We start from the raw sequence: 16,706 nt of genomic DNA, 5'->3' as shown, positions 1-16,706 counted from the left end.
ATTACCCCTCGTTTGCGTGGAGAAAACCGAATGACAATCAACCTCAGTCTCCCTCAGACGGAGTCCGAGATTAAGCCGCGCATTACCGTCATTGGTGTCGGTGGCGCGGGTGGAAACGCCGTCAACAACATGATCAGTGCCGCGCTGGAAGGCGTGGAATTCATCGTCGCGAACACCGACTCGCAGGCGCTCAGCCAATCGCTCGCCGACCGGCGCGTCCAGCTCGGCATCACCATCACCCAGGGACTGGGCGCCGGTGCGCGGCCCGAGGTCGGCCGTCAGGCCGCCGAGGAAGCGCTGCCCGAGATTCTGCAGCTCCTCGACGGCGCCAACATGGTCTTCGTCACTGCCGGCATGGGCGGTGGCACCGGTACCGGTGCGGCGCCCGTCATCGCCGCCGCAGCCCGCGAGCAGGGCATACTCACCATCGGCGTCGTGACCAAGCCCTTCCACTTCGAAGGCCGCCGCCGCATGCAGTCGGCCGAGCAGGGCATCACCGAGCTGGAGAAGGTCGTCGACACGCTGATCGTCATCCCCAACCAGAACCTGTTCAAGATCGCCAACGAGAAGACGACATTCGCCGACGCCTTCAAGATGGCCGATGACGTGCTTCACATGGGCGTGCGCGGCGTCACCGATCTGATGGTCATGCCGGGCCTCATCAACCTCGATTTCGCCGACATCCGCACCGTCATGGGCGAGATGGGCAAGGCGATGATGGGTACGGGCGAGGCGGAAGGTCCGGATCGCAGCCGCGTCGCGGCCGAGTCCGCTATCTCGAACCCGCTGCTGGAAGATCATTCGATGAAGGGCGCCAAGGGCGTTCTCATCAACATCACCGGCGGCCTCGACATGACGTTGCACGAAGTCGACGAAGCGGCCAATCGCATCCGCGAGGAAGTCGACGGCGACGCCAACATCATCTTCGGCTCGACCTTCGATGCCACGATGGACGGTCGCATGCGCGTCTCGGTGGTCGCCACCGGCATTGCTGCCATGGCCGCCCAGCAGCCCGCGCCGAACTATCTGTCGCTCGACATGAACCGGCCGGTCCAGACCGGTCAGCCGGCGCTCAGCCGCCCGGTCGCGCCGCCGGTGGGCCGTGTCGCTATGCCGGCCGCTGCCACAGCAGCGCCCGCTCCGGCGATGCCGGCCGCCCCTGTCGCCGTCGCGCCGCCGGTCCCGCCGGTCGCGGCACCTGCGCCGGTTGCCGCCGCGGCGCCGTCTGCGCCCATCGTGGCGTCGATGCCGACGCCGGCTCCCGTCTACGAGGCCCCGGTCGAAGCTCCTGTCATGGTGGCGCCGCCGGTCGAGGCAGCGCCGGTCGCCCCGGCGCCCGCACCCGCTCCGGCCCCCGTCGCCGTTGCACCGGCACCTGCGCCTGCGACGCCGCAGCGTCCGCTGGTCGACGAGAACGACTGGCGTATCAGCCGTCCCTCGACGACCAAGACCCCGGTACGGGCCGAACCCGTCGCGCGACCGATGGCCGCTCGTCCGGCGACCGACAATCGTGCGCCGAACCTGTTCCAGCGCATCACCGGCGCTTTCTCGGCCCCCAAGCCCACCACGGGAGCGGCACCGGCCGAGCCGGCCGTCGCGCGACCAGCAGCTCCGGAGAATGTCGTCGCAGTGGCCCCGAAGGCGCCTGTTGCGCGTCCGGCGCCCGTCCAGACCTCGATCAGCCTCGACGTCACGGAGCGTGCGAAGCCCGCGCGCGATGACGACGATCTGCAAATTCCGGCTTTCCTGCGGCGGCAAGCGAACTGACGCAGGAAATTCTGTTCTCCACGCATCTTCGGAGGGGCCGCGCGGCCCCTCTTTTTTTCGACGGCGCGTGATATAAACCGCCGGCACCGAAGTTTTTTGCGGATGGGACATGTCGAAGTTGGTTGTGAGTAAGGGCCGGCGCATCGTGGCGGGACTGGCGCTGTCGTTGGCGGCGTTTGGGCTGACCGCGTGCGGCGGATCGGACGACGACAAGTACGTCGAGCAGCCCGTCGAGCGTTTATACAATCGTGGTCTCGATGCGCTGGGCGACCAGGAATACAAGACGGCCGCCAAGAGCTTCGAAGAGGTCGACCGTCAGCATCCCTATTCGGTCTGGGCGACCAAGGCGCAGATCATGGCGGCCTTCGCCTACTACCAGTCCAACAAGTACGACGAGGCCATCATCGCGCTGGATCGCTTCATCCAGCTCCATCCCGGTCATCGCGATCTGCCCTACGCCTATTATCTGAAGGCGCTCTGCTTCTACGAGCAGATCTCCGACGTGGGCCGCGATCAGCGCACCACCCAGCAGGCGCTCGATGCCCTGGCCGAGGTGGTGAAGCGCTTCCCCGAATCACCCTATGCCCGCGATGCGCGGTTGAAGGTGGAATTGTGCATCGACCATCTCGCCGGCAAGGAGATGGCGGTTGGCCGCTATTACCAAACGAACCAGCAGTATGTCGGCGCGATCAACCGCTACCGCGTGGTGATCGAACGCTACCAGACGACGACACACGTGCCGGAGGCGCTGCACCGGTTGGTCGAAACCTACCTGGCGCTTGGCGTGAAGAGCGAGGCGCAGGAGGCCGCGGCCGTGCTCGGTTATAATTTCCCCGGCAGCGAATGGTATCAGGACAGCTACTTCCTGATGACCGGCGAGGGGACGAGGCCGCCCGACGAGAAGCGCGGCTGGTTCTCCAGCATCTTCTGACGCCGGCATGCTCGCCACGCTTTCGATCCGCGATTTCGTGCTGATCGAGAAGCTCGACCTCGAATTCGCCCATGGCGGCGGCCTCGGTGCGCTGACAGGAGAGACCGGCGCCGGCAAGTCGATCTTGATCGACGCGCTGGGCCTCGCGCTCGGCGCTCGCGCAGAGTCGGGCGTGGTGCGGCGTGGCGCGACACAGGCCTCGATCGCCGCTTCCTTCGACCTGCCGCGCGATCATCCGGCCCGATCGGTCCTCGCCGAGCAGGGACTCGATGGCGAGGACGTGCTGACCTTGCGCCGCATGATCGCTGCCGACGGGCGCGGCCGGGCCTTCGTCAATGACCAGCCGGCCTCGGTCGCGCTGCTGCGCCGGTTGGGCGACACGCTGGTGGAAATCCAGGGCCAGATGGACCAGCACGGCCTGCTCGACATGGGAACGCACCGCGCTTCGCTCGACGCCTTTGCCGGCCTCGAGAAGCAGGCGGCCGCCGTTGTCTCCGCCTGGACGACCTGGCGATCGGCCGAGCAGGCGCATGCCGATGCCCTGGCAACGGCCGAGGCCGCGCGGCGCGACGAGGCGTTCCTGCGCCACGCGGTGAAGGAACTGGATGCCCTGGCGCCCAAGGTCGACGACGAGGAAACCCTGGCGAGCGAGCGGGCGCTCTTGCGTGCCGGCACAGCTTTGGGCGAAGCGGTTGCCCAGGCGCTGGCGGAGCTGGAGGAGGGACGCGGCGCGGTCGCCAGCCTACGCACGGCGCATCGCCTGATCGAGCGGAATGCCGACAAGGCCGACGGCCGGCTCGACGTGCCGCTGGCGGCGCTCGATCGGGCCTTGAGCGAAGCCACGGAAGCGCAGGCCCAGCTCGAGATGGCGCGCGACGCGCTCGAATTTGATCCCGCCCGGCTGGAGAAGATCGAGGAGCGACTGTTTGCGCTCCGGGCCATGGCCCGCAAGCACAATGTCGCCGTGGCGGGGCTCTCCGAACTCGCCGAGAAGTTCTCGGCCCAACTCGCGGCGCTGGACGACGGCGAGGCTGGACTGAAGAAGCTGGCGGCCGCGGCCAAGGCCGCCCGTGCGACCTACGTGACGGCGGCTGAGGTCCAGGCAGCGGCCCGCCGCAAGGGCGCCGCGCGACTGGACAAGGCGGTGGCTGCCGAACTGGCGCCGCTGAAGCTCGAACGGGCGAAGTTCGTCACGGATGTGGCGGCGCTGCCCGAGGCGGAGTGGTCGGGCGCCGGCACCGACCGCGTGCAGTTCACCGTGTCGACCAATCCCGGTGCGCCGCCGTCGCCGATTGCCAGGATTGCGTCGGGAGGCGAGCTTTCGCGCTTCCTGCTGGCGCTCAAGGTCTGTCTCGCCAAGGCGGGCGACGCGCCGACGATCGTGTTCGACGAGGTCGATTCCGGCATCGGCGGCGCCACGGCTGCGGCCGTCGGCGAGCGACTGAAGCGGCTGGCGAGGGACGTGCAGGTGCTGGTCGTCACGCACTCGCCGCAGGTCGCCGCAGTTGCCGACCGGCACTGGCTGATCCGCAAGACCACGACCCGGACGGCGGCCAGTACCGATGTGGTGGCGCTGGATGCCGAGGGCCGCCGCGAGGAGATCGCGCGCATGCTGTCGGGCGCGGAAGTGACGGTCGAGGCGCGTGCTGCGGCCGACCGGCTGCTGGCGACGGCAGGTTAGGAGGACCCGATGTCCCGTGCGGCGAAGGTCGTGGCGGCGCTCGCCGTGGACAAGCTGACCGAGCGGCAGGCGCGCTCCGAGCACAAGCGGCTAGCCGAGGAGATCGTCCACCACGACAAGCTCTACCACGAGAAGGACGCGCCGGAGATCTCGGACGCCGAGTACGACAAGCTGCGCCAGCGCCTGAAGGCGATCGAGGCGCGCTTCCCGCAGATCGTCGACATGTTCAGTCCGACGCAGAGGGTGGCGCCCACGCCCACCACGGCCTTCGCCAAGGTAAAACATTCGCGGCCGATGCTGTCGCTCGACAATTGCTTCACCGACGAGGAGCTGCAGGAGTTCCTCGATCGTGTACGCCGCGGTCTGGAGCGGGAAACCAACATCGGCCCCGAGGACGAGATAGCGTTCAGTTGCGAGGCCAAGATTGATGGCCTGTCGATCAGCCTGCGCTACGAGAATGGTGAGTTCGTGCAGGGCGCGACGCGCGGCGACGGCACGACCGGCGAGGACGTCACGGCCAACCTCCTCACCGTAAAGGACATCCCGCAAACGCTGAAGGCGCACGGCAAAGACGGATTCCCGAAGTCGATCGACGTGCGGGGCGAGGTCTACATGGAGCGCAAGGCGTTCCAGGAGATGAACCAGCGCCAGGAAGAGGCGGGGGAGAAGACCTTCGCCAATCCGCGCAACGCCGCCGCGGGCTCGCTGCGCCAGCTCGATCCCGGCATCACGGCGAAGCGTCCCCTGCGCTTCTTCGCCTATGCCTGGGGCGAGGCCGAGCCGCGCAGCTGGAAGACCCACAGCGAATACCTGAAGCTGCTGGGCGCGTGGGGCTTCAAGACCAATCCCCTGACGAAGCTCTGCCGGACGCCCGACGAGGTGCGCGCCTTCTACGAGAAGATCGGTGTCGAGCGCCCGTCTCTGCCCTATGACATCGACGGAGTCGTCTACAAGGTCGATCGTATCGACTGGCAGGAGCGGCTGGGCTTCGTGAGCCGCGCGCCGCGCTGGGCAACCGCGCACAAGTTCCCGGCCGAACAGGCACGCACGCGCCTCAACGGCATCAACATCCAGGTCGGCCGCACCGGCGCGCTGACGCCAGTGGCGGACCTCGAACCGGTGAATGTCGGCGGTGTCATGGTTGCGCGCGCCACGCTGCACAATGCCGACGAGATCGAGCGCCTCGACGTGAGGGTCGGGGACATGGTCACGATCCAGCGGGCCGGCGACGTGATCCCGCAGGTGCTGGGCTTCATCGCCGACGAACGACCCAAGAACGCCCGGAAGTACCACTTTCCCACGCACTGCCCCTGTCCGCTTGAAACCGAGGTGAAGGCCGAGGAGGGCGGCGTGGTCCGGCGCTGCTCCGGCGGACTCGAATGCCCGTTCCAGCAGGTCGAGCGACTGCGCTACTTCGTGTCGCGCAACTGCTTCGACATCGACGGGCTGGGCGGCACGCACATCGAGAATTTCTTCAATGACGGGCTCCTCAAGATACCGGGCGACATCTTCCGCCTGGCCGAGCACGAAGCCCGCCTCAAGAAGCGTGAGGGCTGGGGCGACCTCTCCGTGCGCAACCTGCTGGCCGCCATCGACGCGCGCCGCAACATCTCGCTCGACCGCTTCATCAACGCGATCGGCATTCCTCTGATCGGCGAGGCGACGGCAAAGATTCTCGCCCAGGAATATTCCGACGCCGATACCTGGCTGTCGGAGATGTTGGCGGCGGCGAAGGAACGCGAGGCGCATCCGGAACCCGCGAAGAAGGAGAAGGCCGCGGAGACCGTCGGGCCGAGCTACGGCCGGCTGTGCAATGTCGAGCAGATCGGCGTCACGACGGCGGACGCGATGTGCGCCTTCTTCGGCGAGGGCCACAATGTCGAGATCATCCGGGACCTGCTGAAGCAGCTCTCGGTCCAGCCGGTCGAGCGCCGCGTCGTCGCCGCCGATGCCAAGCTCAAGGACAAGACCGTGGTGTTTACGGGTGAACTGTCGACCATGACCCGCGACGCCGCCAAGGCGCGCGCCGAAGAGCTGGGCGCCAAGGTCACTGACTCCGTTTCGAAGAAGACCAGCCTCGTCGTGGTCGGCGAGAATGCCGGCTCGAAGGCCCGCAAGGCCGCCGAACTGGGCATCCAGACGATGACCGAAGAAGAGTGGGCCGAGCTGTCGGCCTGATCCTTCTTTGGCCGACCCGGTGTCTGGCCGCGAACTGGACTCATGCTGGCGAGCCTTCCGACCGTGCGCTGGAGCCGAATGCGCAGGCCGGCCTGGCATCGCATCCGGAGCCCCGCCCTTTGCTACTGGCGGACGCGGGCGTGATGTTGAGGATTGGCCGCCTTCTTGCAGAAGGCAGGCCTGCCGGAGGACTTCTCTTCGCCCGTCCTGCATGCCAAGCACGGATCGAAGGGTTTCCCGACAGTTTTTGAACCGAGAGGATGATCATGGACGGACTGCACGCCAACTCGCCGCACGCGCGGGACCAGCGCTATCTGGTGCACCAGCAGACGGAGCTGAAGACCTACCGCGAGCAGGGCGGCACGCTCATGGCGCGCGGCAACGGCATCCATGTGATCGACGAATCCGGCAAGGAATACATCGAGGCGATGGCAGGCCTGTGGTGCGCATCGCTGGGCTTCTCGGAGAAGCGGCTGGCCGAGGCAGGCTACAAGCAGCTCCTCGATCTGCCATACTATCATACGTTCTTCGACAAGGGGCACCTGGCCAGCGTCGACCTCGCCGAGAAGCTGCTGTCGATCGCGCCAAAGCCCATGAGCCGCGTGCTGTTCCAGTGCTCGGGCTCCGAGGCCAACGATGCGGCGATCAAGCTCGTCTGGTACTATCACAATGCCATCGGCAAGCCGGAGAAGAAGAAGATCATCGGTCGCGAGCGCGGCTATCACGGCAATACCGTCGCCTCGGTCAGCGTCTCGGGCCAGCCGCACATGCGCGCCGGCTTCGACATCCCGCTGCCGATGTTCAAGCATACCGACAATCCCCACTACTACCGCTTCCACAATGAGGGCGAGACCGAGGAGCAGTTCTCCGACCGCATGGCCGCCAATCTCGAGGCGCTGATCCTTGCCGAGGGGCCGGACACGGTCGGCGCTTTCTTCGGCGAGCCGGTGCAGGGCGGGGGCGGCGCCATCACCCCGCCGCGCACCTACTGGGAGAAGATCCAGAAGGTCCTGAAGAAGTATGACGTGCTGTTCATTGCCGACGAGGTCATCGCGGGGTTCGGCCGCACCGGCAACATGTGGGGCACCGAGACCTACCAACTGCAGCCCGACATGATCTCCTGCGCCAAGGCGCTGTCGGCGGCCTACCAGCCGATCTCGGCGCTGATGATCTCTGACAAGGTCTACGACGCGGTCGAAAGCCTCAGTGCCACCAACGGAACTTTCGGCCACGGCTTCACCTACGGTGCCCACCCGGTCGCCTGTGCCGTCGCGCTCGAGACGCTGAAGATCTACGAGGAGCGCGACATCGTGGGCCAGGTGCGCCGAGTCGGTCCCGTCATGCTGGAAGGGCTGGAGAAGTTCCGCGACCATCCACTGGTCGGCGACGTGCGCGGGGTCGGCCTGTTCGCCGGCGTCGAGCTGATGAAGGACGCCAGGGCGCGCACGCCGTGGGCGCCGGAACAGAAGGTCGGCACGATGGTGATGGACCACGCGCTGCGCCATGGCCTGATCGTGCGCGCCATCGGCGACCGCATCGCATTCACGCCGCCGCTCATCATCACCGAGGAGCAGATCGGCGAGATGTGCAAGCGCTTCAAGCTGGCGCTCGACGATGCGAAGAAGGACCTCGGCCTGTAAGGACGGTGGTTTTCGCCTGAGCGAACCGGGCATAGTGCGTCCAAATCTTGGAGGGACGACGCATGGTGAAGCCGGTGCGCAGGATCGTGACGGGCCACGACGAGGAGGGGCGCTCGGTGTTTCTCGAGGATGCGCCGGCGCCCCATCCTTTCTCGCCGTCGCACTCGCCCAATGTCGGCCTGACCAATCTCTGGCTGCTCGAGGCGATCCCCGCGTCGAACCGGAAAGGGGAGCCGGATCCGACGGCCAAGCCCTTCAAGCTGGAGCCGCCGGCCGCCGGTAATGTCGTGCGCATCGTCGAGTTCCCGCCCGACCGGGAGCGCAACTACGGCAACCAGGCAGAGGTGTTCGGCCAGTATGGCGCGGCGCAGGCCCACGATAAGGCCGCCCGCCATCCCGGATTCCACAAGACCCACAGCGTCGACTACGCCGTCGTGGTCGAGGGCGAGATCTGGGCGCTGATGGATGTCGGTGAGACGCTGATGACGGTGGGCGACGTGCTGATCCAGCGCGGCACCAACCACGCCTGGGCCAACCGCAGCCACCACATCGCCCGCGTTCTCTTCGTGTTGAACGGCGCGGCGCCGGCCTGATCAGGCCGCCTTGCGTCCTCGCGCGGAAGTCTTCTTCTTGGCGGCCTGAGCGGCGGCGTAGCGCTCGGCGCGGTTGCGCTCCGGCCCGGTGCCCTGGAGGCTCTTCTTCAGGGCGGCCATCAGGTCGACGACGCCGGACTCCGCTTCCTCGCGCGCCGGCTTGCTCTTCACCGGCTTGCCCTTCTTCTTTTCCTCGATCAGCGCCCGCAGAGCATCTTCATAGCGATCGGTGAAATCGGCCGGCTCGAACTCGCCCGACTGCTGCGCCACGATCTTCTCGGCGATCTCCAGCATCTGTGCGTTGGGCTTGGGCAGGTCGGGATGGCCGATCTCGTCGAGCTGGCGCACTTCCTCGGCAGTGCGCAACGAGGTGAGCACCAAGCCGTCCTCCTCGATCTCGATGGCGCAGACCCGCTCGCGCGTGCTCATGACGAGGCGGCCGATCGCGACCATCGCCTTGCGCTTCATCGCCTCGCGAATCACCGCGAAGGCCTCGATGCCGGTCTTGCCCGATGGGACGAGGTGATAGGGCGTATCCCAGTAGAGGCGGTCGATGGTCTCGCGCGCGACGAACTTCTCGATATCGATGATGCGCGTCGATTCGAGCTTCACGCTCTCGAAGTCTTCCTTGTCGAGGAGCACATACTCGTCCTTGGCGACCGCGAACCCCTTTACCAGGTCCGCGCGCGACAGTTCCTCACCGGTGCCGGCGTCCACCGTCTTCATGCGGATGCGATTATTCGTCTTGGGATTGATCAGATTGAAACGAACCGTCTCCGCCTCGGTCGTCGCCGACCACAGGGAGACAGGACAGGTCACCAGGGAAAGGCGGAGATGCCCTTCCCAGCTCGGTCGTACAGCCATTTTCAGATCCCCTCACGTACGGGCGATTCAACTGCTGCCGGCCTCGGTTGTTGCAGTGCTTGCAAGCCTCGTCGACGATTTCAACCTGTGGCGCGCGTTCCGATTTTGATCTCACCAGAGGTAGGGGGTCGCCCCCGAGGGGAAAGGAATTCTTTCGCGGGCGCCTGTCCCGGGGCGGGCGTTTCCCGCCGGGTTCGAACTTTGGAAATCCCGATCATTGTCTCCTCGTGCGATCGGGCGCATTTCTGGAGTGTCGAAAGACCGCGGGATTTGAGGAGCAGCTTGCGCCGCGTCACCAAGTGCTAAAGCGTCACGATACGTTCGTGGGCTCCGCTACGATGGACGAGACAGCGATGACCCAGCCCCTTCTGCCGACCCGCCACACGACCTGTCGACGCGGCATGTGCCGCAAGAGCTGCCGGCGCGCCTGAGCCGGGCCCAAGTCCAAGACAATTGTTCGTGAGACCAGACCGGCCCCTCAAGGGCCGGAGGAGCGGAGCCATGTCCGAACCCTTCATCGTCGAAATCTGGGGCGAGCCTGCGGGCATCGTCCTGCGCGAAGGCAATGCCTTTCGCTTCCACGCGACCGCCCGTCCGTTCTTCGAGCTCGACGGCACGCAGTTTACCACACCTGGCCACGCCCGCCTCGCCGCCGCCCGGTTGCAGCGCGGTCCGAGCCGCGCGTCCCCTCGCCGCTGAGCCAGGAGGCACAACCATCATGACGACCCGACAGAGCTTCTTTCTGGCGCTGGCCATCGCCGTCACCCTCATGTCCACCATCGTCGCCGTGCGGGGTGCGCCATGAGCGTCTCGTTTGGCGGCACCAAGGCTGCGCTGCTGTCGACGCTGGGAGATCATCTCAGGAGGTTACCGTCGCTGCTGACGGCCCTGCCTGCGTCTCATCTGCCTCTGCTGGGCGAGTGGGCGAAGCTGGTCTGGAGTGAGCGACAGTCGCCCGACCGACTCGACGCGTTGCGTCGGGCACAACGCCGGGCCGAGGCCGACATTCGGGCGGCCCTCGAACGGCTGGCCGATGAGTTCGATGTCCTGAGCCATGACGTGGACGACGCCATGTCCCATGTCAGCGACTCGATCCAGGACCTGACATGGGGGGTAGAGCGCGAGCTGATCCATGAAGTCGACCACCCGGTACAATACGAGGAGCACACATGACGAGGCTCGCATCGGCGGCGTCGCCGGCTGACGCCGCGGCTTTGAGGACGAGCGGTTACCCTGTCACGAGATCGGCCGAGCATCTCGTCGATCTGGAGCGCCGCCTCGAGGGGGCCGCGCCGGGACGCATCCTGCGGATCGTGCTCGGCGAGGTTTTCTCCGGCCGCATCGCCGTCGTTTCCTCGTTCGGAGCGGACTCCGCGGTCCTGCTGCACCAGGTGGCGGAAATCGATCCGTCGACCCCTGTGCTGTTCGTCGACACGGGCCGTCACTTCTCGGAGACGATCGAGCATCGAGACCGTCTCGTGCGCCATCTCGGGCTGCGCGACGTGCGCAGCGTCGGCCCTTCGCCGGAAGAGGCCTCACGACTCGATGCCGATCTGAGCCGGGCGAGCTGGGACCCAGACGGCTGCTGCGCCTTCCGCAAGGTTGCGCCGCTCGAACGGGCGCTGGCGGGCTTCGATGCTTGGATCACCGGGCGCAAGCGGTTCCAGGCGACGACGCGACATGGTCTGTCCGTGTTCGAGGTCGACGGTCTGCACACCAAGATCAACCCGCTGGCGTATTGGCGTCAGGCAGAGATCGATGCCTACGCAAGCCGCCACCGGCTGCCGGCCCACCCTCTGGGGGAGCGCGGATATCCCTCGATCGGCTGTGCGCCCTGCACGTCGCCGGTGTTGCCGGACGAGGATCCTCGGGCCGGGCGATGGCGCGGACAGGTCAAGACGGAGTGCGGCATCCATCGGTCTGCGGCCGCGCTCGCCGCCCTTCTGCCCTCGAGCTGAAGAGCTCCGGCAGCGACAGGGTGGAACCCCACCCCCTCGAGTTGCATTGCATAGTTTCTGCAATGTAACCCGAGGAGTTCCTGATGCGCTCGATCTTCACCGTCCCCGCCATGTTGCTCGCAGCGGCCGGCCTCGCATTTCCAGCCGTGGCCAAGGATCGTCCCGTCACCGACCAGGAGCGGACAAAGCTCGAGGAGGCCGTAAAGGCGGCCGGCTGCACCGGCGGAAAAATGGAGTTCGACGATGACAAGGCAACGGCGCATCCCGCCGGCAAGTTCGAGGTCGACGACGCAATGTGCGGCAACCTGAAGCACGATCTCGTCTTCGATCCGGACTTCAAGATGCTGTCCAAGAAGGCCGACTGACGTCGCGTACCTCAGGCTGGTAGGTCTTCCGGCCGCCAGCCTGAAGCAGCTTCGCGAGCGATCCGGGTGAAGTTGCGCACCAGTACAGACCCATTGCCGGTGCGCCACACGACCACCACCGGCAGCGGCGCAGGCTTCTCGACGATCGCCAGACAGCGCAGGCCCGGCATATTGAAGCTGGTGACGGTCGATGGCGCCAGGGCGACACCCAGGCCCGCGCCTACGAAGCTCGCGACGGTATGAATCTGGTCGGCATATTGCGCGATGCGAGGTTCGAACCCAGCCCGCCGGCACATCTCCATCACGCGAGCATGAATGAGCGGCGATCCGGCGCGGGAGTACATAACGAAAGGTTCGGCGATGAGTTGCCGGGTGCTGATTGTCCGGCGCTGAGCGAGCGAGTGATCCGCGGGGACGAGTGCCAGGAACGGCTCGCGGATCAGCGTCACCATTTGAAGGGCGCGACTGCTGATCGGCGGACGCAGCAGGCCGACATCGATGCTGCCGTTCTCAAGACACTTCACCTGGTCCGGATTGCGCATCTCGCGCAATTCGAGTTCGACGTCGGGATAGGCGGCGCGAAACCGAACGACGATTCCCGGGAGTATGGTGAAGGGGGTGGATCGCACGAAACCGATCACGAGCCGTCCGGTTTCACCGGTCCCGAGGCGACGCACGTCAGCCTCGGCCTGATCTACGCCGTCCAGAAGGCGCCTTGCCCGCTCGTAAAGCAGCAGCCCCGCCTGCGTGACTTCGAACTTCTTCTGACTCCTGTAGAGAAGGACGACCCCCAGTTCGCGCTCCAGTTTCTGGATCTGGCGGGTAAGGGGAGGCTGGGCGATGCCCAGCGAAGCGGCGGCGCGCCCGAAATGTCCTTCGCGTACGACGGCGCTGAAATAGCGGAGCGTTCTCAAGTCCATCATTGATACCATAATGGTATCAACGCAGACCGCCAACGATATTGGACGTATTGTCTGAATGAGGGCAACGTCGGGTTGCAGTTAGGATGATTCGCCGAATAGAGGCCGCCGTTGGTTGCGAGCGGCGGTGTCCGACGGACCATGATTTCCGACATGGTCCGACACGCGTTGCAAAGCGTATCAAGAACTTGAGCAAGAGCGGGCTGGTGGCGCCGGTCAGAGTCTCACGGTTCCGTGAACATTTTGGAAGAGAAGATAGATGGCCAAATCACATCCCGTCGATGCGCATGTCGGTGTCCGCATGCGACAGCGGCGCACGTTGCTCGGCATGAGTCAGACCAAACTGGGGGATGCCGTCGGCCTTACCTTCCAGCAGGTCCAGAAATACGAGCGCGGCGCAAACCGCGTGGGCTCGAGTCGCCTTTACGAATTCTCCAAGGCTCTTGACGTGCCGGTCTCATACTTCTTCGACGAGATGCCAGGCAACGCCCTGTCCGGCCGTCCGATGGCGGCGAAGGTGAAGAAGGGGAGCGGCTTCGGCGAGGCGGGTACCCCGTTCGCCACCGAGAAGGATCCGCTGATCAAACGCGAGACGCTGCAGCTGGTGCGCGGTTACTACAAGATTCGGGACGAGGCGGTGCGCAGGCGCATCTACGAGTTGGTCAAGAGCATGGGGGACGCCAGCCACGCCGGCCGCCCGGTGAAGAAGAAGTAGGCGCCCCTGGCTCATGCTCCTCTCCCCCGGCGGAGGAGAGGAGTGCGACTTTCCCTCATGCCGCCAGCAGATGCTCTGCAATCTGAACGGCATTGAGCGCAGCCCCCTTCAGGAGCTGGTCGCCCGCGACGAACAGCGAGATCGAGTGGCCGGTCGGATCGCCGAGATCCTGGCGGATGCGGCCGACCAGAATGTCATCTTGCTGGGTGGCATCGCGCGGCATCGGGAAGACGTTGCGCTCGCGGTCGTCGACGACGCGGACACCCGGTGCGTTGGCAAGCAGCGCCCGGACCCGGGCCTCGTCGATCGGCCGTTCGCATTCGAAGGCCACGGCGGCGGCATGGGCGCGCAGCACCGGCACGCGTACGCACGTCGCCGATAGCCGCAGTTCCTCGTCGCCGTAGATCTTGCGGGTCTCGCGCATGACCTTGGTCTCTTCGTCATTGTAGCCGGTTGCGGGGTCGATCGCGGTATTGTGGCTGAACAGGTTGAAGGCGTAGGGATGCGGGAGCACCCTGGGCTTGAAGGTGCGGCCTTCCAGATAGGCGCGCGTCGAGTCGGCCAGCTCGTCCATTGCCGCGGCTCCGGCTCCCGAGGCGGCCTGGTAGGTGGCGATGCTCATCCGCCGAATGCGATTGTGCTGATGGATCGGCCAGAGCGGCGTGATGGCGATGATCGCCGCGCAATTGGGATTGGCGACGATACCCTTGTGGCTGGCGATCGCGCCGGCATTGATCTCGGGAATTACCAGCGGCACTTCGGGATCCATCCGGAAGGCGGAGGAATTGTCGACCACGATCGCGCCGGCCGCGACGGCGATCGGGGCGTAGCGCTTCGAGATGGAGCCCCCTGCCGAGAAGAGGGCAATGTCGACGCCCTCGAAGCTGTTCTCTGTCAGTTCCTGGACCACGAGTGCCTTTCCGTCGAACGACAGTTCGCGGCCTACCGAGCGCGCGGAGGCCAGCAGGCGCAGCTCCTTCACCGGGAAGCGGCGCTCTGCCAGGCAACGCAGGAATTCCACGCCGACGGCGCCGGTTGCACCGACGATGGCTATGGTAAGGGGCGGCGAATTCATGTCTGTCTCCTTCGTTGAGGCCGGGAGACGGACGCCTGGAATGACAAAGGCCCCGTCCGAACCGGCGGGGCCTGTGAGGTCATCCTATGTCACGTTCGACTCTACGCGCACGTCCTCGCCGGCCCACCGAAGGTGGTCGTTTTGGTGGTCGTGGTCGTTTTGGTCGCGAAACGCAGCATGATGACAGGGATATAGGGCGAAGGCCGGGCGGCTGTAAAGGCCGCCCCGCCCCGTGTCAGTTGACGCGCAGGAACGGCTTGTCGCCGCAGACCGTGACCCTGTGGCCGTACCGGCGATGCGGGAAGTAATCGAACATCGCATGGTGCTGGACGCAGCGATTGTCCCAGAAGGCCACCGAATTGGGCTGCCACTTGAAACGGCACTGGAACTCCGGCGTCTCGATGTGGCGGTACAGCATCTCGAGCAGCGCGTCGCTCTCATGGCGCTTGAGCTGCGGGATGCGCAGGGTGAAGCCGCGATTGACGTAGAGGCTCTGCCGGCCGGTTACCGGGTGGGTGCGCACGATCGGGTGCTCGGCGTTGGGAAACTTTATGTCGTCGCGATCCGTGGCCTTCACCCTGTAGTAGTGTGCCTTGGAACTATCGTGCAGCGCGGTCAGGCCCAGCAGCATCTGCTTGATCGGCTCGGAGAGCGCGTCGTAGGCGCGGTACATGTTGGCGAACAGCGTGTCGCCGCCGCCCTCGGGCGGCACCTCTGTGAGATGGAGGATCGATCCCATCGGCGGCTCGAGGTCGCACGACACGTCGCTGTGCCATTCCTCGCCCGCGACATGCTTCGAGTGCTCGTCGGCCTTGATCACCAGGATCTCGGGATGCTCGGGGAAGGTGATGGGCGCGTTGGGATGGACGTGTAGCGGCCCGAAGCGACGACCGAATTCCTTGTGCTGCTCGATCGACATCTTCTGATCGCGGAAGAAGATTACCAGGTTCTCCATCAGCGCATCGTGCACCTCCTGGAACTGCTGATTGCCGAGCGGCTTGCCGAGATCGACGCCGAAGATTTCCGCCCCGATGGATGGGGTCAGCTTGCGCACCTCGATCGACTGGTAGGCCATTGGGTTTCCTCCGGGATTATGCCTTCATTGAGAAGCAGGATACGCCTGTCTAGACTGCGGACACGATGAGGATCGATGTCGATCACTATCTGGTGCTGGGCGTGCCCTGGACGGCGGACGCCGCGACAGTCCGTGCCGCCTATGTGGCCTTGGCCAAGCGCTATCATCCCGACGTTGCGGCGGGAAATCCAGAGCTCGCGGCCTACAATTTTCGGCAGATCGCCGACGCCTACCATACGCTTTCGGACCCTGAGAGTCGCACGCTCTACGACTCCAAGGTGCAGGCGGCCTTCGACGCCGCGCGGGCCACCAGGTCCAGCCGGGAGGCCCGAGTTGCCGCGTCGCCCGCCTACCTGCCGCACGCTCACGCGGCGGCGCGGCGCCGCTCACTCACGGTCGCCGGGGTCGTGTTGCTCACTTTCCTCGGTCTCGGGGGGTATCTCGCCACCCGGTCGGTGAGCGAGCGCCCAGCGGACTCGATGCTGGCTGGGACCGAGCCTCCGGACGAGGCGCGGCGAGCAGTGAAGTCCAAGCCGCTGCCGCCGATCGCCCAACCGAGCCAGTTCGGCCCTTCGCCCCGGCCGACTTCGGCGCCGATCGGCGGCGGGGCGGCCGGCCGCTCCCTGACCCCCAGGCTCGCGTCAGCCGAGGTTACGGAGGGCCAGTCGGTTTGCGTCGCCGCCGACGGCGCGAGGTTCACCCTCGTTAATCGCGGCGGGGAGCCCCTGGTGACCTACAACGGCGTGCAATCGGTGCAGGCCTCGGTGCAGTTCTTCGATCGCCATCTGGTGGTGCTGACCGACATCGTGCCGAGCGATTCGATCATGATCGTGATAAGGCGCGGTCGGGAGCGCGGCACCCTTTTGTATTATGTCAATCCCGCCGGCGCGATCGTCCAGACGATCGCGGCGAAGTGCGAGGGACAGGCCTACTGACGGACGAAG

16 protein-coding genes are annotated in these 16,706 nt (G+C 65.8%); 12 read left to right on the top strand and 4 right to left on the bottom strand.

Annotation, left to right across the window (positions count from 1 at the left end):
• Positions 1-30: 30 nt before the first annotated feature.
• From ftsZ to ACQY78_RS08140, 6 genes are all read left to right on the top strand, one after another.
• Positions 31-1,767 carry a cell division protein FtsZ gene (gene ftsZ, locus ACQY78_RS08165; RefSeq protein WP_428684475.1) on the top strand — a complete coding sequence of 579 codons (1,737 nt, stop codon included), beginning with the start codon at positions 31-33 and terminating at the stop codon, positions 1,765-1,767.
• A gap of 109 nt (positions 1,768-1,876) precedes the next feature.
• Entirely contained in the window at positions 1,877-2,698 is an 822-nt protein-coding gene (locus ACQY78_RS08160) for an outer membrane protein assembly factor BamD (RefSeq protein WP_428684473.1), read from the top strand.
• Between the two features lie 7 nt (positions 2,699-2,705).
• The gene (gene recN / locus ACQY78_RS08155) at positions 2,706-4,379 is read left to right on the top strand and encodes a DNA repair protein RecN (RefSeq protein ID WP_428684471.1); all 1,674 of its coding nucleotides are present in this window, start codon (positions 2,706-2,708) and stop codon (positions 4,377-4,379) included.
• Positions 4,380-4,388: 9 nt separating this feature from the next.
• A complete protein-coding gene (gene ligA / locus ACQY78_RS08150; protein ID WP_428684469.1) occupies positions 4,389-6,557 on the top strand; it encodes an NAD-dependent DNA ligase LigA in 2,169 nt (722 codons plus the stop codon).
• Positions 6,558-6,823: 266 nt separating this feature from the next.
• Positions 6,824-8,197 (top strand): aminotransferase, encoded by a 1,374-nt coding sequence (locus ACQY78_RS08145; RefSeq protein WP_428684467.1) that lies wholly within the window; start codon positions 6,824-6,826, stop codon positions 8,195-8,197.
• A 62-nt stretch (positions 8,198-8,259) separates the two neighbouring features.
• The gene (locus tag ACQY78_RS08140) at positions 8,260-8,790 is read left to right on the top strand and encodes a cupin domain-containing protein (RefSeq protein WP_428684465.1); all 531 of its coding nucleotides are present in this window, start codon (positions 8,260-8,262) and stop codon (positions 8,788-8,790) included.
• Here the strand turns inward: ACQY78_RS08140 and ACQY78_RS08135 are convergent, their stop codons facing one another.
• Positions 8,791-9,654: a Ku protein gene (locus ACQY78_RS08135; RefSeq protein WP_428684463.1), complete on the bottom strand. Its 864-nt coding sequence runs from the start codon at positions 9,652-9,654 to the stop codon at positions 8,791-8,793.
• A 501-nt stretch (positions 9,655-10,155) separates the two neighbouring features.
• Between ACQY78_RS08135 and ACQY78_RS08130 the strand changes: the two genes are divergently transcribed.
• From ACQY78_RS08130 to ACQY78_RS08115, 4 genes are all read left to right on the top strand, one after another.
• Positions 10,156-10,353: a hypothetical protein gene (locus tag ACQY78_RS08130; RefSeq protein WP_428684461.1), complete on the top strand. Its 198-nt coding sequence runs from the start codon at positions 10,156-10,158 to the stop codon at positions 10,351-10,353.
• A 102-nt stretch (positions 10,354-10,455) separates the two neighbouring features.
• Positions 10,456-10,827, top strand: a complete 372-nt coding sequence (locus ACQY78_RS08125) for a hypothetical protein (protein WP_428684459.1) — start codon at positions 10,456-10,458, stop codon at positions 10,825-10,827.
• Positions 10,824-11,612, top strand: a complete 789-nt coding sequence (locus ACQY78_RS08120) for a phosphoadenylyl-sulfate reductase (RefSeq protein WP_428684457.1) — start codon at positions 10,824-10,826, stop codon at positions 11,610-11,612. Before ACQY78_RS08125 ends, ACQY78_RS08120 begins: the two co-directional genes overlap by 4 nt.
• Before the next feature lie 83 nt (positions 11,613-11,695).
• The gene (locus ACQY78_RS08115) at positions 11,696-11,977 is read left to right on the top strand and encodes a PepSY domain-containing protein (protein ID WP_428684455.1); all 282 of its coding nucleotides are present in this window, start codon (positions 11,696-11,698) and stop codon (positions 11,975-11,977) included.
• Between the two features lie 11 nt (positions 11,978-11,988).
• Here ACQY78_RS08115 and ACQY78_RS08110 read toward each other — a convergent pair whose 3' ends face one another.
• Entirely contained in the window at positions 11,989-12,900 is a 912-nt protein-coding gene (locus ACQY78_RS08110; protein ID WP_428684453.1) for a LysR family transcriptional regulator, read from the bottom strand.
• A 256-nt stretch (positions 12,901-13,156) separates the two neighbouring features.
• Between ACQY78_RS08110 and ACQY78_RS08105 the strand changes: the two genes are divergently transcribed.
• Positions 13,157-13,612, top strand: a complete 456-nt coding sequence (locus ACQY78_RS08105; protein WP_428684451.1) for a helix-turn-helix domain-containing protein — start codon at positions 13,157-13,159, stop codon at positions 13,610-13,612.
• Positions 13,613-13,667: 55 nt separating this feature from the next.
• Here the strand turns inward: ACQY78_RS08105 and ACQY78_RS08100 are convergent, their stop codons facing one another.
• Together ACQY78_RS08100 and ACQY78_RS08095 are read right to left on the bottom strand one after the other, a co-directional pair.
• On the bottom strand, positions 13,668-14,687 hold the full coding sequence (locus tag ACQY78_RS08100; protein WP_428684449.1) for an aspartate-semialdehyde dehydrogenase: 1,020 nt from the start codon (positions 14,685-14,687) through the stop codon (positions 13,668-13,670).
• A gap of 235 nt (positions 14,688-14,922) precedes the next feature.
• Complete coding sequence (locus tag ACQY78_RS08095; protein ID WP_428684447.1) at positions 14,923-15,762, bottom strand: TauD/TfdA dioxygenase family protein; 840 nt, start codon at positions 15,760-15,762, stop codon at positions 14,923-14,925.
• Positions 15,763-15,827: 65 nt separating this feature from the next.
• On the opposite strand from ACQY78_RS08095, the gene ACQY78_RS08090 reads away from it, so the two are divergent.
• Complete coding sequence (locus ACQY78_RS08090; RefSeq protein ID WP_428684445.1) at positions 15,828-16,697, top strand: J domain-containing protein; 870 nt, start codon at positions 15,828-15,830, stop codon at positions 16,695-16,697.
• The last annotated feature ends 9 nt before the right edge of the window (positions 16,698-16,706 follow it).

It is taken from the genome of Reyranella sp., assembly GCF_965279625.1.
Lineage (GTDB): Bacteria > Pseudomonadota > Alphaproteobacteria > Reyranellales > Reyranellaceae > Reyranella.
The sequence above is the reverse complement of the archived record's forward strand: the minus strand, read 5'-3'. Positions and strand labels throughout refer to the sequence as shown.

Excerpts from the sequence above, each read along its gene's own strand:
- ftsZ (WP_428684475.1), top strand. The coding sequence starts at position 31 with ATGACAATCAACCTCAGTCTCCCTCAGACGGAGTCCGAGATTAAGCCG.
- ACQY78_RS08160 (WP_428684473.1), top strand. The coding sequence starts at position 1,877 with ATGTCGAAGTTGGTTGTGAGTAAGGGCCGGCGCATCGTGGCGGGACTG.
- recN (WP_428684471.1), top strand. The coding sequence starts at position 2,706 with ATGCTCGCCACGCTTTCGATCCGCGATTTCGTGCTGATCGAGAAGCTC.
- ligA (WP_428684469.1), top strand. The coding sequence starts at position 4,389 with ATGTCCCGTGCGGCGAAGGTCGTGGCGGCGCTCGCCGTGGACAAGCTG.
- ACQY78_RS08145 (WP_428684467.1), top strand. The coding sequence starts at position 6,824 with ATGGACGGACTGCACGCCAACTCGCCGCACGCGCGGGACCAGCGCTAT.
- ACQY78_RS08140 (WP_428684465.1), top strand. The coding sequence starts at position 8,260 with ATGGTGAAGCCGGTGCGCAGGATCGTGACGGGCCACGACGAGGAGGGG.
- ACQY78_RS08135 (WP_428684463.1), bottom strand. The coding sequence starts at position 9,654 with ATGGCTGTACGACCGAGCTGGGAAGGGCATCTCCGCCTTTCCCTGGTG.
- ACQY78_RS08130 (WP_428684461.1), top strand. The coding sequence starts at position 10,156 with ATGTCCGAACCCTTCATCGTCGAAATCTGGGGCGAGCCTGCGGGCATC.
- ACQY78_RS08125 (WP_428684459.1), top strand. The coding sequence starts at position 10,456 with ATGAGCGTCTCGTTTGGCGGCACCAAGGCTGCGCTGCTGTCGACGCTG.
- ACQY78_RS08120 (WP_428684457.1), top strand. The coding sequence starts at position 10,824 with ATGACGAGGCTCGCATCGGCGGCGTCGCCGGCTGACGCCGCGGCTTTG.
- ACQY78_RS08115 (WP_428684455.1), top strand. The coding sequence starts at position 11,696 with ATGCGCTCGATCTTCACCGTCCCCGCCATGTTGCTCGCAGCGGCCGGC.
- ACQY78_RS08110 (WP_428684453.1), bottom strand. The coding sequence starts at position 12,900 with ATGATGGACTTGAGAACGCTCCGCTATTTCAGCGCCGTCGTACGCGAA.
- ACQY78_RS08105 (WP_428684451.1), top strand. The coding sequence starts at position 13,157 with ATGGCCAAATCACATCCCGTCGATGCGCATGTCGGTGTCCGCATGCGA.
- ACQY78_RS08100 (WP_428684449.1), bottom strand. The coding sequence starts at position 14,687 with ATGAATTCGCCGCCCCTTACCATAGCCATCGTCGGTGCAACCGGCGCC.
- ACQY78_RS08095 (WP_428684447.1), bottom strand. The coding sequence starts at position 15,762 with ATGGCCTACCAGTCGATCGAGGTGCGCAAGCTGACCCCATCCATCGGG.
- ACQY78_RS08090 (WP_428684445.1), top strand. The coding sequence starts at position 15,828 with ATGAGGATCGATGTCGATCACTATCTGGTGCTGGGCGTGCCCTGGACG.